Here is a 16,750-nt window from a genome sequence, read left to right on the forward strand (position 1 = left end):
ATCTTATCAGGTATTCTCCTTTGGTTCTTTCTTCTTATAATATCCATAGCCATATCCGTATTTGTGCTGGTATCCGTCTGAACCCGGTGCCAGATTTCCAAAGATCCCGGTCTCCACATCATTCAGCACACACCCTAACAGATGGCATCCCGTCTTCTTGAAAATATCAATTGCATCGTTGATGTCCTTTGCTTTCGAACAGTTCTGTCTCACCACCAGCAGTCCCATCTCCGCATACTGCATAATCTCTTCCGCATCTGCCGCAAGATACATAGGTGGTGTATCTATGATAATATAGTCGGCTTCTGTCTGAAACTTCGCAAATACCTTTGACGCACTCCGGCTGCCAAGAAGTCTGGTTGCATTCTTATAGCTTCGGCTGCCCGCAAGAAGCTGTACTCCCGTATGCTCAATTTCGCGTATTGCAGCCTCCGGATCCGCTTTCCCTGCAAGTACACTGCCAATCTGAGGCTCTCCCTTTGTGTAGGTCTGTCCGAAGAGCTTAAACTGCGCCGGCTTACGAAGGTCAGCATCTACCAGAAGCACCTTTTTCCCACGTTTAGCAAGAGACAATGCCAGATTAGCCGACACCGTAGACTTTCCTTCATTTTCCTGAACACTGGTCACAAGGATCACTTTCTTTCCCCTTCGCCCCGCTTTATAGTCCAACTTCATACACAGCTTCTGGAACGTCTCGATATATCCGAAACTGGTAACCGGATGGGTAACCAGAAGTCCGGTCTTCTCCTTCTTCCGCCTCAGGTGGAACCCTTTATTCAGATTCTCATGATATATTGATGCAAACAGACGTGTATCTAGCTTTCTCTCTACATCATTCTCATTCTTAATATCATCCCTGAAATAATAATACAGCGCAAGCAGCAGGCTGAGTCCTGCCACCGTCACAAGAAATGCTTTTGCAAGGAGACGCTTTTCATCATATGCATCGATTGCCTGCATCGGTACTTTCGGCTCTTCCAGCACCTGAAGCACCATGTTGCCAAGCAGCTTCTCAGTCACTTCTCCGTAATGATCCAGTATACCGTTCATTACAAGCATGGCATCTCTCGGTGCAGCTGCCTGTACCTTCAACGTAATCATATTCGTATTCGGGATACTCTCACAGGATATGGTTCCCGGCAATGATGATACCTCAAGCGCCTCTGCCACTTTCTTCTGCAGCAGGCTGCTGGTAATGACCTCCTGAAATACCGATGCAGTCTCCTGTGCTCCGCTGGTACCACCGGATCCACTTTTCTCATATACCACAATGATTGCTTTGGTCTCAAACTGCGGTCGATACAGCCGGCTTGACACGATACCGCACCCCATGGCCGCGATGATGCCCGCCAGCAGGATCATCTGCCATTGTCTGAGCACACGCCGGATTATATTTACAATATCAATCTGTTCTGTCATCTTCTTAATGTCCTACTCTTCTACTACAATTATCAAATCCGTAGATGTACTGTTCCCCTCTACGCTCAATGTATAGGTCACTGTATATACTCCCGGCATGGATGTGTCCAGATTCGAATTGATCTGTACACCTCCCACTCCATACTCCTGTCCCCCAGCTGATGCACTCACTACAAAAGCTGCAGGATCCACAGCTTCTCCGACTTTACGATAAGCCAGATACTCTGACAGCTTAATCTCAGCGAAGCTTCCACTCGTATTCATCTGCATTCTTACCGGAAGCTTCAGTGTTGTCACATCGCCGCAGCTGTTCGTCACCTGCACCTCATACTGTGCCGTCATGGCATCCGCAGACATGGAAGTAATCTCAGTATCTATTACTACTATCTGACTGGTCAGATCTCCGTCAATGCAGTCTGTGGCATGCAAAGGTGCCAGTATATCAGACATCTCTGCATTCATAGTGCCTGCTTCCAGAGGACCATCCAGAGAGAATCTCGGAGATGTATAATCCGTATACCGGATCTTCCTCTGTGCCTTGCCTACGTGATTATCCTTATCAAATGCTGCATAGGTCACGATCCGTTCATGATCTCCCAACATCTTGGATATACTTTCAATAATAATCGTATCCGTCACATCTCCGTCTTTCTTATCTGCAGCCGTTACTCCATTCAGCAATTCTTCCTCCGTAACAGCGACAGATACCTCCAGCACCTCCGAGTCAAATGTAATCTCCGGTGTTGACCGGTCAAACCGACTGTAGAGCACCCACCGGTTCACAATATACAGAATCACCATGATAACTGCTGCCGCAAGCAACAGAATCTGAAGACGCCTACGTGTACTCTTCTTTGCCATTACCAGGTCTTATCCTCCTTCGTACATTCTACGAAACCAGCCTGTAATAACTGCGAGATAAATCCAACGGCATCTTTTCTTGCAGTTTCTTCATCTATCTCATATTCTTCAAGAATCATCTCTATCATCTCATCCAGACTGTCTGCCTTCTCCATATTCTCCCAGATAAATCTTGCCGTATCGCTCATGGTGATCAACCCGTTAAATTCCTGTGTTGTTGCACCAGTCGGAACCAGTACACACTCTCCCGCAATCTCTCTTAAAATAAATTCCTTTGCAATTCTCATCTTTCTAATCTCCTCTCCTGACTCTCTTATGTTATCTGTTGACTCAACTCTTCATCCGCATATGCCGCCATCAGGCGAAGCTTCTCCATCGTCATGGCACACATATAATCCGGCCGTTTCTGAAAATCTCCGGTCTCCGTATATGCACATGCTCCGCACACTGTACAAAATGCACGCTTGCCGCACTTCGTACATTCGGAAGGAAGAAACAGTTTGTCTCTCTCCTGCTTCACATATTCCCACGCCTTCTCAAATCCGCATTCAAATACCGGAATTCCCGGCTGATCCATGAACACGCACGGTGTCATCATACCCTTCCAGTTGATCCAGAAAGAACTCAATCCCGCCCTGCAAGGCAACGGTTCCGGGTCACATTCTCCCGGAAAATCTACTCCCTTATCATAACATTCAGCCATGGCTTTCGCAAGTTCCCGGAAGGCTTCCTCTGACAATTCATCCTGCCTGATCTTCACATATCCTTCTGCCGCTTTCTCCGGCGTAAGTCTCGCCTTCTCATCAAACTTGCATACACCCTTTCTGGAAGACGGAAACATATAAGAATCCACCTCCAAAGGGATATCCAGGTCATGGGCGATCTGCTGAATCTTCTCCAGATCCTCCCAGTTGTCCGGTGTCAGACTGCCATTTAGCTTCACCGGCACATGCCTCTCCTGCAAAAGATGAATCGCCCGCATTACCTGGGTAAAACCATGGGGATTGCGGCAAAGCTGCCCATATATCTCATCGGAAGAGCCATAGAGCGTAATATTCACTCTCCTTGGCAGATGTTCTGCCAGAAGGTCTGCATATTCTTCTGTTATTAATGTTCCATTCGTATTTAGCGTCAGGAATAGTCCCATCTCCGACAGTCCACGATACAGCCGGTCAAATTCCGGATACATGAATGGCTCCCCACCGGTCAGCAGCAGGAACAACATTCCTGCCTCCTTAGCTTCCCTTGCCAGAGCCAGCCAATCATCCGCCGTGCGCAGCCGCCCCTGGGCGCGCATCTCCTCCGTAGACAGCCGCAGAAAGCACATACGACAGTTCATGTTGCACAGAGGCAACAATTCAAAAGAACCACCCAGAGGAATACGCTTCCGGGTGGCTGAGATAACAAGACGCTCTTCTAATTTAGTTGTAGGGGTAAATGAATCCATAAAAACTCCTTTGTATGTAGATATAGAAAAAGTTATCTGAACCCGAAAGTTCGGATAACTCTCTATAGTTTATAATTGATTTAAGCGGAAGCATTAGGATGTTTTTCACCGCTAGATACAAGTTGAACTGTCAATGTATGATGCGCCGCCAGTTCTGTCTGAAATCCTCCTATATGATAATAACTTGAAGAAGATTCATAAGGACGATCTCCACCTTTATGAACAGTATTATTATCATTATAATCATTTACGCACTGTTCCAAATCATTTGCTGAATATTTATCTCCACCTATTATTACATTATATTTATTATAATTACAATAAGGCGTTTCACATGTTAATCTCCAACATGCTGCTACATATTCATTTGCCACAAATTCTTCGCTCTCGATCACTGGTTTAACATATTCTCTCTTCATACGCGTTCCACTCCCTCTTTTGTTTCTCTCGCCCTTATCAATTTTGACTTATTCGCCAATACTCTTTTTTACATACTACCAAAACATCCCCCTATTGTCAATCATAGCAAAAGCAATTGTAGATTGTACCAAAATAAATACAATCGTATTAGTTTTTCGAAAGAGTGCGCTGTCAGATCTTTGCCTTTTTCAAATTAGTTCCAGTACTTCTCCACCTCTTTTTCCGCCTGTTCCTTTGTAATCTCGAACTTCTTCATGATTCTCTCTATAGCCTCTTCCATGGAGATACCGAATTCTTTCATTATCTCTATTGTTCCTCGAAACATTCCACACTCTATTCCTTGCTCTATTCCTTGCTTTCTTCCTTGCTCTATTCCCTGCTCTACTCCATCATTATACAATTCTTCCAATGCTTTGCACATGTCCACCGTCTCCTTTCCTTCCATTCTTTCCACGTTTTCTTTTAACAGCTTCTCAGAATGCAGGAATTCCCGCATTACCTGGTAGGTTTCTTCATCTACATTCCGAAAGTATGCTTCTCTTTTATTCATATAGTCTAATAGTTCTTTTTTATTCCCTCTACATTTTAGCATACCCAATATTTCTTGTAAATCGCTCTGGAAGCGTTCCAGATGTTCTAGATTCCCTGCGTCTACAAGGTTGATTTGATAATTGGGCACGTATTTTTTTATTAATTCTTGGTCTGCTTCTCCTGCTCCCCATTGGAGCATACCGTACAGGTCTGTGCTTCCATCCCATTGTTCTGTGTCGTAATAGAAGACAAGTGTGATGACCGGCACCAGTCGGTCATCCTTCTTCCACTTGGACAGATATTCCGGGGCTGTCATCTTCTGTTTTTCTTCCTTTTCCCGTTCTTTCCACAATTGCTGGATCTGACCGACGTAGGACAGACTGTCGTAGAGCATGTTGCGCACGGCTTATATTTCTTTTGCAATAGAATTATATCTACATTCATATAGAAAAAGGGCATCTGAAAACGTATATTTTCAGACACCCTTCTATCGCTATCTATGAATCTTTTTTCATATCAGTTCCAGTACTTCTCCACCTCTTTTTCCGCCTGCTCCTTTGTAATCTCGAACTTCTTCATGATTCTTTCTATAGCCTCTTCCTTGGAAACTCCGAATTCTTTCATTATCTCTATTGTTCCTCGAAACATTCCACACTCTATTCCTTGCTTTCTTCCTTGCTCTATTCCTTGCTTTCTTCCTTGCTCTATTCCTTGCTTTCTTCCTTGCTCTATTCCCTGCTCTACTCCATCATTATACAATTCTTCCAATGCTTTGCACATGTCCACCGTCTCCTTTCCTTCCATTCTTTCCACTTTTTCTTTTAACATCTTCTCAGAATGCAGGAATTCCCGCATTACCTGGTAGGTTTCTTCATCTACATTCCGAAAGTATGCTTCTCTTTTATTCATATAGTCTAATAGTTCTTTTTTATTCCCTCTACATTTTAGCATACCCAATATTTCTTGTAAATCGCTCTGGAAGCGTTCCAGATGTTCTAGATTCCCTGCGTCTACAAGGTTGATTTGATAATTGGGCACGTATTTTTTTATTAATTCTCGGTCTGCTTCTCCTGCTCCCCATTGGAGCATACCGTACAGGTCTGTGCTTCCATCCCATTGTTCTGTGTCGTAATAGAAGACAAGTGTGATGACCGGCACCAGGCGGTCATCCTTCTTCCACTTGGACAAGAATTCCGGGGCTGTCATCTTCTGTTTTTCTTCCTTTTCCCGTTCTTTCCACAGTTGCTGAATCTGACCGACGTAAGACAAGCTGTCGTAAAGCATGTTGCGCACGGTCATGGCGTAATGTACTTTTTCCTGATTCTCACATGCCAGTAATACCAGTAGTGCTCCCTTTTTCCACCGCATTACGATATCCCGGTATCTGTGGATCTCCTGAACTTTTTGTTCTTTGTCTTCCAGCAGGATATCCGTTTCTCCTTCTGCCGACTCCAATTCCTCCGGCAATACCACCTGCTTTCCCCGGAATACGATCCCATTGTACAGATCTGAAAATCTTACCGGGTTGCTCATCCATTCTCTGACTGCTGCATTTCCTTTTCCCATGCATGTACCTCCTGATATTCATTTTCTCATCAAAATTGAATGCTTCGGCGAATTGCCTTTGACCTTCGAGACCGTCTTTGAAACGGTGATTCAGACGCAAGAATTGCCCGAGCGGGCTCGTCTGTGATTTTGATGTGATGCAAGTATAGCATGGCTTACATTTCTTTTGCAACAGAATTCTTTTTTGCCGCCTCATATGGAAAAGGCATCTGAAAACACATATTTTCAGATGCCCTTTATCGTTATCCATGAATCTTTATCGTTGCTATCTCTGGCCGGTTCCAGAATCTTGGAAGCAGCTGATGGTGGCTTCCAAGTCCGCTGGTTACGAATATATTCATATCGTCTTTCCGGTACATCCCGTGAACATATTCCGGGAACCATCCCTGATCTCCTCCGTACAGACCACCCAGAATCGGAAGTACCACCTGCCCTCCATGGATATGTCCGCTGATGACCAGATCCACATCCCAGACCGAAGATGCATTTCCGAAGCAGAAGCTCTCCGGGCGATGCGCCATCATGAGTTTTAGATGGTCGGTATTTTGATAATCTTCCAGGAAGCTTTTGACTGGCTCCGGTGTGTTCTTTGCATCGTCATTTCCATCCAGAGCAAATGCATAATCATACAGCCCGCCCAGCCGGAACTGCACTCCATTTACCTCAATATCTTCATATGATTTGTCCAACACAACTGCGCCTGCCGCCTCCAGCTGCCCAACCAGGTCCGTATGCCCGTTCTCCATATAAGAAACTTCATGATTTCCAAGAGAAAAATAGACTGGCGCAACGTCTTTTAACTGCCGGATAAGAGCACACGGCACATCTGCATCTTCAGAGTCTTCATTCAGAAAATCTCCACCCAGAAGAATAAGATCCGGCTCTTGTTCTTTTACCTTTTTTACCAGCCTCGCATTCTCTTCTCCGAACTCATGATCATGAAGATCTGATAATACTGCTACATTAATCTCTTGTCCTGGCTCCAGTTTCTCGCTTTGATATTCATAGTTCCGCACAATCAGCCAATGAGTAGAGCACCAGACCTCTCCCAGAATGAGGATAACAAGAAGAAGAACGATACTGATAGAGATTTGCCTATATCTTTTCACCGATTTACGTTCCACTTTCATATCAGCTCCAGTACTTCTCCACCTCTTCTTTTGCCTGTTCCTTTGTAATCTCGAATTTCTTCGAGATTCTTTCTATAGCCTCTTCCATAGAAATATTGAATTCCTTCATTGTCTCTATTGTTCCTCGAATCATTCCACGCTCTATTCCCTGCTCTATTCCATCATTATACAATTCATCCAATGCCTTACACATATCCACCGTTTCCTTTCCCTCTATCCTTTCTACGTTTTCTTTTAACATCTTTTCGGAATGCAGGAATTCTCGCATCACCTGGTAGGTTTCTTCGTCTACATTCCGAAAGTATGATTCTCTTTTATTCATATAGTCTAGCAGTTCTTTTTTATTCCCTCTACATTTTAGCATACCCAATATTTCTTGTAAATCGCTCTGGAAGCGTTCCAGATGTTCTAGATTTCCAGCGTCTACAAGGTTTATTCGATAATTAGGCACGTATTCTCTCAGCAGCTCTTGATTTCCTTCTCCCCATTGGAGCATGCCGTGTAGGTCTGTACTCCCATCCCATTGCTCTGTGTCGTAATAGAAGACAAGTGTGATAACCGGCACCAGGCGGTCATCCTTCTTCCACTTGGACAAGAATTCTGGGGCTGTCATCTTCTGTTTTTCTTCCTTTTCCCGTTCTTTCCACAGTTGCTGGATCTGCCCGGCATAGGACAAGCTGTCGTAGAGCATGTTGCGCACGGTCATGGCGTAATGTACTTTTTCCTGATTCTCACATGCCAGTAATACCAGTAGCGCTCCCTTTTTCCATCGCATTACAATATCCCGATATCTGTGTATTTCCTGTACTTTTTGTTCATTATCTTCCAGCAGGATATCCGTTTCTCCTTCTGCCGGCTCCAATTCCTCCGGCAATACCACCTGCTTTCCCTGAAATACGATTCCGTTATAGAGATCTGAAAATCGTACCGGATTACTCATCCATTCTCTGACTGCTGCATTTCCTTTTCCCATGCATGTACCTCCTGATATCCATTTTTCTCATCAAAACTGAATGCTTCGGCGAATTGCCTCTGACCTTCGAGACCGTCTTTGAAACGGCGATACAGACGCTGAATTAGTCCGAACGGACTCGTCTGTGATTTTGATGTGCTGCAAGTATATCATAAGCTGCTTTCCCTTTGCAACAGGATTTTATCGTACATTAAAACGGACTACATTAAAACGGACGCCTGTAAGGTCCCTGCCTTCAGACGTCCCTGAACATTCATTTTATCATTTAGGCAAATGATTTTCGAGCAGTTTCAGTCTTTCAATAAATCTTTCATATATCTCTTCTCTGCCTGCAAACCATTCTTTCTTCACTTCAGCCACCTGATTTAGTCCCACTTTTTCTACTGCTGCTAATGCCGCTTCCTTTTGCGTACATCTTTTCGAATCTGTCGTCAGACAGTTTGCCCCTTCCATCCTGTCATACGCCGAAAAAGCTTTGTTAAAATCCATCAGATCATAAAGTCTCTCCGGCTGATTATCGCTATTGCGAACAAGAAGTCCCCAGTTTCCCCAATGACGATCCGTATTCCCTACCAGGTAATCTAAAATATTCATCATATAATAAGAATAACTGTCAAGCTCCAGTATATAGTCCAGAGCATTCATATTCAGATTTAGAGCAAACACCTCAAAAGCTTCTCTGGAGACAAGACTATATTTAAGAGAAGTCATGATTTTACTGCATGAAACCAAAGTCCCATCAAATAACTCTTCTGAGTAAACCACCTGATTACATTGAAAACATTGACAGATCTTACTGGCAAGAATCTCGTTCTCAACAGCAAGACTTCCGCCATCCTTCAGAAGCCAGAAAGTATTGTTTTTTCTCAGCCATGCTTTTGGAAACGAACCATTTGTTGAAAGATCGTCAGCAATCAAATGGCTGTTTTCTATCGTCATCTGTCTGCCGCGCAATGCCACATCCACGAAAGCATTAGATAAATGATTTTCAAACAAATTTATTTCACGAAATGTAATCTTTTCTTCTTCTCGTTTTACCCAATAGATATCCGTAAGACTAAGGCAATGATAAGATAACGCAACCTGTGCACGCTCCTTATCTGTAGAAGCCTGGGTGGCACCGATACTGTTTAGCAATTCCTTCGCATATTCACGGTCAAGTGTCAGTACACGAGAAGCACACCAAAAATAAAAATTGGCAAGATTATTAATAAACGTATCCAGCTCTTCACCACCATCTTCCAGATACAGATTATATGGCATAAAATCCTGATCAAAAACAGTACAACGCCCCTGAGTATCTATCGAAGCGACTTTGCGCTCCCCATGCATAATCTGGTATTTTACGTAAGTATTATATGAATTATCTTGCGTTGAATTGTTCATCATCATTAAACGACGTCTTAACATCATAGTCATAACTCCACTTTCTTCACACGAATTTCACTGCTAAACTTATTGTAAAAGAATTTCATTTCATTTTCCATAGATATTTATTTTTTCTATCGTCAACACTTTTCATATGAACCTTTACATTTTTTCTTCCTTTTAAACACTCTTTTTACGTGGTATAATGATATCAGCATTATTTTACAGATTGGAGGCATCATTCGTTGAAGCATCATCGATTCTTACTTTCTCTGGCAAAAGTCGGAGTTATTACTATTATTACCATTGGTTTGGTATGCACAACGATTCAAAAAGCATCTGCATTAACCGAGGAGACCGAAGTCGAATCTGTGACATCAGAAAATTCTGAAGCGCAAAATGCAGAGAACTCTGGGGCAGCTGAAGTAAAGCCTTCAGATTCTGAGAATGCTTCGGATTCTGGGAATATTATTGATTCCGGCGAAGTCTCTGATCCTGAGGAGGGTACGGACTCTGACGATGCAAATGTTCCTGAGGATATTACAGATTCCGACGAGACTTCTGACCCTGGGGATAGTACGGACTCTGACGAGACTTCTGACCCTGAGGATGGTACGGATACCAGCGAGTCTTCTGAGGCCGAGGATAGTAAGGATTCCAACGAGGTCTCGAATTCTGAGGATGTTTCTGATTCCAACGAGGTCTCGGGTTCTGAGGATGTTTCTGATTCTAATGATGGTACGGATTCCAGTGAATCTTCTAAGACCGAGGATAAAAATAACGGTTCGGATTCCCATCAAACATCAGATGCAAAACCGAATCTGTCCACACAATCTGAGAAAACAACTTCTCCGAAAGCCACAATCCGGGACGAAAGTTCCGATGCTCTTTACATAAAACGAAGCTATAATCCATCCGAGACTTTTGTCGAGCTGAATAAGCGGATTAAATATAATGCCGCACTTCCTCTTGACAATATTCCGTCTTTTATCACTCAGGAGATGATTATCGCTGCATTAAAATGTCAGGACGAGACCGGATATCCAGCTTCCGTAACGATTGCTCAGATCATTCAGGAATCTGGCTTTGGTAAATACGGACCAGGGGGAGAAGACCATCAGGGGCTTTCTTATCTGGCTTACCAGTATTGCAACCTGTTTGGGGTTAAAGGTACCGGAACTGCCGGAAGTGTGAGCATGCGAACCGGGGAGCAGACTTCTTCCGGAAAATATTACACTACTACAGCCGATTTCCGTGTTTATAACACCTACACAGAATGTATCGAAGACCGCACGAAACTGATCAAACGAGCTTACAGTGACTTAATTTCCGGAGTAACAGATGCCAATACTTTTGCCGCTCGGATTGGTTCACGCTGGGCAACAAGTCTTCAATATTCTCAACATCTGATCCAGCATATGGAGCGCTATGATTTGTATCGTCTGGATCGCATGACACTTCTGGATTTCAGTGAAATGATCGGACAATTTTCTGATCCGTGTCCAGGTTCTTACCTGACAAGTTCTTTTGGCTATCGTGATTTTGACCACAAGTTCCATAAAGGCATTGACCTTGGCACTAACGGCGAGATTCTCCCCGTGTATGCTGCGGAATCCGGTACGGTTGTCAAGGCAGAATATGATAATCTTGCCGGTAACTGGGTTCTGATTGACCACAGAAATGGACTTACCACAAAATACATGCATTTCAGTCATACATTTGTCAAGGGAGGGCAGGAAGTTACCAAGGGGCAGCAGATTGGTCTTACCGGTACTACCGGAAGATCCACAGGAATACATTTACATTTTCAGGTAGAAGAAAATGGAGTTGCCGTAGATCCGACAACTTATCTTTCTACGGAAGAGTAATTTACACTGTCATCTATACATCAAATGATTAATATCAAAAAATAGGCTGGGAATCTGATATTACACCAAATTCTCAGCCTATTTATACATCTATATCTCATCCTCTGACAGTTCTGGAATCTGTTCAGCTTCTATCTCCGCACCAAGTTTTTCAAACAAGTCTTCATCCACAATATCTTTCTGCAAATTTGTCACATTATCCAGAATCTGTGTAAATTCTGCCGATAATGCACGCAAGGAATTAGAATATTGCTGAAGAATATTTGCGCAATATTCTTTATAGACTTCTTTCATCTTCTCTTTTTCCTCAATAACATTTTTCTGCTCTGCAGCGAGGTTTCCGAGTTTTTTATTTAATTCCATATTCAGCATATCTGATGCTTGAAGGCGTTTTTCATACCCTTCTATCAATTCTTTCTCTTTTTCCTGCTGTTCCTCTGTAAATTTTCGAAACAGATCCACGATAACACCAATCTTCTTGTAGACATCTTCTTTGTCATATCCGCCAAAAAAAGCTTTCTTAATCTTCATGTCATTAATATACTCATTAATTTCCTGCAATCTATCCATGTAAATACACCTGCTTTCTCAAGTTATTCTCTATTCGTAAAAAAATCAAATCTCCAATTTCTTATTTTGCTTCTTCACTCTCGCCAGCAACTCCCAGAAGCTCACGTAATCCTTTATGCTCATTGTAGAAATTTTCCAGACGTTCAGATATCTCAACCCATCGCTTTTCAACATTTTCCCGGGCTTCCTGTTCCATCTCTTCGCAACGCTCTTTCGTCTTTCGCTCCATCTCTTCGCAAATCTGCTCTTGCTGTCCGCTTAATGATTGGATATTTTCCAGATACTGCTGTGCTGCTGCCTGCGCCGCTTCAAATACTCCATTAAGCAGAACCGATGCCTCTGCAATGGATCCTGCCTTATCCAGACATATTTGTCTATCGTCCAATTTCTTCTTAAGCTCACTTACCTCAGCACGAAGTTCTTCAACCTCTTTGCTCTGTGAAATCAGCATTTCCAGCAATTCTTCTCTCTTTAATCTACGAAGTTCTTTATCTGTCATAGACCTGTTCCTGCCTTTCATTATCAATAAGTTTATTATATATTAGCGTCAAAGCAATTACAATGTTTTTACAATCCCTTGAATATAACACTGTGATCATTTTCCAGTTTCCTACATCTGATTGTAACACGGCTTTTTCCTCCGTAAGTACATGTAAATAATGTCATATCCCATTCTCCTGCATGCATATCTTCCACTGCCGTTCCCGGAATTGTTTCAATATCATCAACCTGATATTGAAATATATGCCCATCTACATCTCTAAAAGATATCTCTTCGCCGATTGCCAGATTTTTAAGTCCGCCAAAATGTCTGCTATAGTTATGACCTGCTATGATCATATCATTACTATAGGCTGAACCTTTATATCTGCATGGGGAACGTCTCAGATTCGGATAGCTCCAATTTCCGGCCACAGGAAGCTCCAGTCCAAGAGAAGGAACTGTCAATATTCCAATATAATCTACTCCGTCAATTGTCAAGACAGGCATCTCCATATCCGGATATATTTCATAGAGTGGTTTTTCATCTGCATCGTCAGAACTTACGTTTTCATCCTGCCCGTCTTTTATCTGATTAAGAATCTCTTCCGACATATTTTCTGCCTTTTTTGACTCCCATATATTATAAACCATGAGTAAAAAGGCCGCTGCAATCAGCAACAGCCCTATCGTCATTAGTAATTTTCCTGCCTTACGCTTCATTTTACTTATCCTCTTTTTTATCTTTTTTGCTGAAAATCCATCCCACCAAATATAGTACTATTCCGACCAGGGCAAGAAACGGTACCGGCCACCAGAGCTGCCCAGTCTGCGGAAGCTTTGAGCCAGATGTATTTGTACTCTTTACTGTTGACTTATCAGCCGTATTCGTAATGATCCACTTTTGTCCATCCTGATGAACTGCCGCTGTATAGCCCTTTGGAACATCCTTCTCTTTGACCGTCCATTCATATCTGGCAGAAAGCTCCTTCCATTCATACTGCCAGTTATTATCTTTATTCAGCTTTACCGATTCGCCATACGGTTTACCATCTTTCAAAAGCTGCACAGTAATCTCTTTTGGCCGTGAATCTTCCACTCCTGCGTCTTTCCAGATTTTAACTACCGTAATATCATTTTTTTCATATTTATCTACAGATGATTCTTTCACTGTGATCTCCGGAGTATTATACCACACCCCTTCTTCAGTCCGGTTCGGAATCGTTACAAGCGACGGACTCGAAATGTAAATATATTCTTCATCTTCTGTTCTCTCGCCTGTAACCAGATACAGACCTTTTTGTAGTCCTGTCCAAAGAATCTGACCGTTCTTGTCTGTCATATCCTGATGTACAGGCAAAATATCTTTGTCACTATTTACACATTCAGACAGTTCTTTAGCTAATACTCTCCACCCCTCACTATCCAGGTTTTCAAAATCTGCAGCGTCTTTCGGAACCCAATCCGCTATATTATCGAATTTACCCGTCTCAGAAAAATCTGCCACCTTATATAACGAAAATATTTTTCCTTCTGATTTTGAATGGAGCGTCAGACTTCCTGTCTCTGTTTTATCTCCATTAAAGTCTGCTTGAACCCTCAGTGGAAAAATCATGATACATATAAGCAGAGTGATAATTATCTGGAATTTTTGAAATAGTCTTTTTTTACTTCCCACTCTTTACCTCCTCCTTCTTTCTCTTTCAACGTTTTCGATAGTGTATCAATAGCCATACTAACAGCAGCAGTAAAATCGGGACTGCTACTACAGGTGCAACTAATAAAGGTTCAATCTGCATCGCATCAGCAGTAACTTTCACCGAATCACCAGTATAAGTTGTCCTGTGTCCTCTTACCAGAAGTCGGTGGCTGTTTACCCCATAAGGAGTACAGGTTACCAGAGTACAATAATCCTTTCCTTCCTCAATCTCCAATGCCGACATCTCATCTGGCTCTACAATTAAAATTTTATCCACTTCATAAGCAAGCGTCTCATCCAACACTTGCAAAAAAAAGATATCTCCTTCTACCAATTGGTCTAAATCAGTAAATAACCTCGCTGACGGCAGTCCCCGATGTCCGGATACTACACAATGTGTACTCTCCCCTCCTACCGGAAGAGAAGACCCTTCCAGATGCCCAATAGCAATCTGAAGCACGGCTTCATCAATTCCGTGGTAAATTGGCAGCTGTGTCTTAATCTTAGGGATCTCAATATACCCCATGATTCCGGTTCCACCTACATTTAAGAGAGTTTCATATTCCTCTTTGTCTTCCTCTGATAATGTCCAACGGTCTGTTTTCTCCAAAAGCCTATTATTATATTCCTCCGCTTCCTGACGGATTCTGGCATAATCCTCTTTCGTCAAATCTGAAACTGCTTCCACATAGCTTGCAATTGCTCTTGACTGATGAAAAGAATTCCAGTAATCGCTAAGAGTAGGATACAGCAGTAAGGAGATGCCTACAAACAGAATAAAAACTAATATAATCGTTGACTTATTCTTTTTTATCCATCCCATAGAACTCTCCTTACTGTTGTATCAGACTGCGGCGCAGGCACACGAATGTGCCCCGCCGCCAATTCTTTATTATGACAAGAATCTCTTTTACAACATGCCATTTATATCTTTTATTTCTCACTGCTCATGCGTTTTTTTGAAACCAATAAAACTACTGCAAACAGTACAAGTAATCCACCAAGAATGTAAAAGATTGTCGTTCCCATTCCGCCAGTCTCCGGTAATGTAGAACCAGCTTTGTTTACAACATCAGCGGACAGAGAACCTTCTGTAGTGCTAGATGTAAATGTAATCTCACCAGTCGTTGCATTTCCACTCAGGGATGTAAGAGCAGGATTATCAGACAGAACATCATGCTCTGCAGTAATTGTAAACTCGATTGGTTCAATGGTGTTATATCCAGCAGGTGTTTTTGTCTCAGTCAGACGATATTTTCCATCATCAAGACCTGAGAATGTGAAAGTCGTTCCATCTTCACTCTTAACTACTGTGATAGCTTCCCATTTATCTGTCTCTTTATTATACTTCTCCAGAGTAAATTCTGCACCTGTCAAAGGTTTGTTTTCGTCGTCAACCTTATTGATGATTGTCTTGTATGTAAATACGATAACTACATCTTCTGGAGTATTACCAGTCTCATTGTCGCTCTCTTCGGATTTATTCGGGTTGTTGGAGTACTCCAGATAAACCTCATTCGGGTTACCGGCAGAGCCAAGTACTGCACTATTATTCAGAGTAGCTGTATATTCTACTGTGATTACAGAGCTGTTTCCGGCGCCAAGTGCTTTCACATCATCACAGGAAACCGTGAGAGTAGTTGTTCCGTCATCATTACTCGTAGGAGTAATCGTAAATCCATTTGTTTCTTCACCACCAATATAAACCTTTGCATCATTGTTGTAAGTCAGACCCTTGGATAATGTATCGTGGAATACAACCTTGTACGTTGTGTAAGAAGAAACATTGTCAGCTAAGGTAGCTTTTAACTGGAATGGAATGGAATCGCCGATATCATAGTCAGCAGAATCCTGCCAGTCAGTCATAACATCATCAGTGGAATCATTGATATCCTTTACTTTTTTCTCAACTTCCGGAACATCAGACTTTGGATTTGTTGTAACATTTCCTACAACTTTAATGATGTATTCTGTGTAAGCATCTCCTTCACCTGTCACAGAACCGTCCTGATCCTTTACCAGATAGTAACCTGCTGCCAAGCCAGAGATTACATATTTACCATCTGTTACTGTACTTGCAGAGCCTGCTGCAGTTGTTAAATAAGGTGCAACTTCCTTTGCGAATGCCTTCGCATCGGCTTCTGTTTTTAATGTTTCGGCTTTAGCAGCAGCGTCTCCTAAAGCTGTCTGACCTGCTTCTGACACACCAGAGCCCCATACAATATTACTAAGAACTTTACCACCATCTTCATTGGTGCTCAGATCACCAGTAAAGATCTGATATGCCTCGTAGGTATGTCTTTCTGCAGAATTATTAATTGTAATGGAATATGTTTCTTCTGCCATTGCAGTAATTGCTACGGACATCATCATCATCATTGCAAGCAATAATCCAAGAATTTTTTTTGCTTTTTTCAT

17 protein-coding genes are annotated in these 16,750 nt (G+C 42.5%); 1 reads left to right on the forward strand and 16 read right to left on the reverse strand.

What is annotated here, in order from left to right:
- Positions 1 to 6: 6 nt before the first annotated feature.
- The 10 genes from ACQRD1_RS08760 to ACQRD1_RS08805 all read right to left on the reverse strand — a co-directional run bounded on the left by ACQRD1_RS08760 (position 7) and on the right by ACQRD1_RS08805 (position 9,733).
- Positions 7 to 1,419: a polysaccharide biosynthesis tyrosine autokinase gene (locus ACQRD1_RS08760; RefSeq protein ID WP_347375604.1), complete on the reverse strand. Its 1,413-nt coding sequence runs from the start codon at positions 1,417 to 1,419 to the stop codon at positions 7 to 9.
- Positions 1,420 to 1,431: 12 nt separating this feature from the next.
- Positions 1,432 to 2,280: a hypothetical protein gene (locus ACQRD1_RS08765; protein ID WP_427787270.1), complete on the reverse strand. Its 849-nt coding sequence runs from the start codon at positions 2,278 to 2,280 to the stop codon at positions 1,432 to 1,434.
- Entirely contained in the window at positions 2,280 to 2,567 is a 288-nt protein-coding gene (locus ACQRD1_RS08770; RefSeq protein ID WP_347375602.1) for a PqqD family protein, read from the reverse strand. The genes ACQRD1_RS08765 and ACQRD1_RS08770 overlap by 1 nt, the downstream gene beginning before the upstream one ends.
- 26 nt (positions 2,568 to 2,593) lie before the next feature.
- Positions 2,594 to 3,727, reverse strand: a complete 1,134-nt coding sequence (locus ACQRD1_RS08775) for a radical SAM/SPASM domain-containing protein (protein ID WP_427787271.1) — start codon at positions 3,725 to 3,727, stop codon at positions 2,594 to 2,596.
- An 80-nt stretch (positions 3,728 to 3,807) separates the two neighbouring features.
- Positions 3,808 to 4,146 carry a hypothetical protein gene (locus tag ACQRD1_RS08780; protein WP_427787272.1) on the reverse strand — a complete coding sequence of 113 codons (339 nt, stop codon included), beginning with the start codon at positions 4,144 to 4,146 and terminating at the stop codon, positions 3,808 to 3,810.
- Between the two features lie 194 nt (positions 4,147 to 4,340).
- Positions 4,341 to 5,072: an Rpn family recombination-promoting nuclease/putative transposase gene (locus tag ACQRD1_RS08785; protein ID WP_427787273.1), complete on the reverse strand. Its 732-nt coding sequence runs from the start codon at positions 5,070 to 5,072 to the stop codon at positions 4,341 to 4,343.
- A 122-nt stretch (positions 5,073 to 5,194) separates the two neighbouring features.
- Complete coding sequence (locus tag ACQRD1_RS08790) at positions 5,195 to 6,244, reverse strand: Rpn family recombination-promoting nuclease/putative transposase (protein WP_427787274.1); 1,050 nt, start codon at positions 6,242 to 6,244, stop codon at positions 5,195 to 5,197.
- 242 nt (positions 6,245 to 6,486) lie between these two features.
- On the reverse strand, positions 6,487 to 7,374 hold the full coding sequence (locus ACQRD1_RS08795) for a metallophosphoesterase (RefSeq protein ID WP_235232509.1): 888 nt from the start codon (positions 7,372 to 7,374) through the stop codon (positions 6,487 to 6,489).
- A 1-nt stretch (position 7,375) separates the two neighbouring features.
- Entirely contained in the window at positions 7,376 to 8,347 is a 972-nt protein-coding gene (locus ACQRD1_RS08800) for an Rpn family recombination-promoting nuclease/putative transposase (protein WP_347375597.1), read from the reverse strand.
- Between the two features lie 261 nt (positions 8,348 to 8,608).
- On the reverse strand, positions 8,609 to 9,733 hold the full coding sequence (locus ACQRD1_RS08805) for a hypothetical protein (protein WP_235234045.1): 1,125 nt from the start codon (positions 9,731 to 9,733) through the stop codon (positions 8,609 to 8,611).
- 227 nt (positions 9,734 to 9,960) lie between these two features.
- Here ACQRD1_RS08805 and ACQRD1_RS08810 point away from each other — a divergent pair, with 227 nt between their 5' ends.
- Positions 9,961 to 11,583, forward strand: coding sequence for a peptidoglycan DD-metalloendopeptidase family protein (locus tag ACQRD1_RS08810; RefSeq protein WP_427787275.1), 1,623 nt, complete (start codon positions 9,961 to 9,963; stop codon positions 11,581 to 11,583).
- Positions 11,584 to 11,673: 90 nt separating this feature from the next.
- On the opposite strand, the gene ACQRD1_RS08815 is transcribed toward ACQRD1_RS08810, so the two are convergent.
- The 6 genes from ACQRD1_RS08815 to ACQRD1_RS08840 all read right to left on the reverse strand — a co-directional run bounded on the left by ACQRD1_RS08815 (position 11,674) and on the right by ACQRD1_RS08840 (position 16,750).
- Positions 11,674 to 12,153, reverse strand: a complete 480-nt coding sequence (locus tag ACQRD1_RS08815) for a hypothetical protein (RefSeq protein ID WP_427787276.1) — start codon at positions 12,151 to 12,153, stop codon at positions 11,674 to 11,676.
- Between the two features lie 61 nt (positions 12,154 to 12,214).
- Positions 12,215 to 12,652 carry a hypothetical protein gene (locus tag ACQRD1_RS08820; protein ID WP_235234030.1) on the reverse strand — a complete coding sequence of 146 codons (438 nt, stop codon included), beginning with the start codon at positions 12,650 to 12,652 and terminating at the stop codon, positions 12,215 to 12,217.
- A 68-nt stretch (positions 12,653 to 12,720) separates the two neighbouring features.
- Positions 12,721 to 13,356, reverse strand: a complete 636-nt coding sequence (locus tag ACQRD1_RS08825) for a sortase (protein ID WP_235234032.1) — start codon at positions 13,354 to 13,356, stop codon at positions 12,721 to 12,723.
- A gap of 1 nt (position 13,357) precedes the next feature.
- Positions 13,358 to 14,311 (reverse strand): Cna B-type domain-containing protein, encoded by a 954-nt coding sequence (locus ACQRD1_RS08830; protein ID WP_235234033.1) that lies wholly within the window; start codon positions 14,309 to 14,311, stop codon positions 13,358 to 13,360.
- Positions 14,312 to 14,336: 25 nt separating this feature from the next.
- A complete protein-coding gene (locus ACQRD1_RS08835; protein WP_268826643.1) occupies positions 14,337 to 15,155 on the reverse strand; it encodes a class C sortase in 819 nt (272 codons plus the stop codon).
- Positions 15,156 to 15,265: 110 nt separating this feature from the next.
- Positions 15,266 to 16,750 carry an isopeptide-forming domain-containing fimbrial protein gene (locus tag ACQRD1_RS08840; protein ID WP_427787277.1) on the reverse strand — a complete coding sequence of 495 codons (1,485 nt, stop codon included), beginning with the start codon at positions 16,748 to 16,750 and terminating at the stop codon, positions 15,266 to 15,268.

Origin of the sequence: Bariatricus sp. SGI.019 (genome assembly GCF_050315235.1) — a bacterium.
GTDB lineage: Bacteria > Bacillota > Clostridia > Lachnospirales > Lachnospiraceae > JAFBIX01.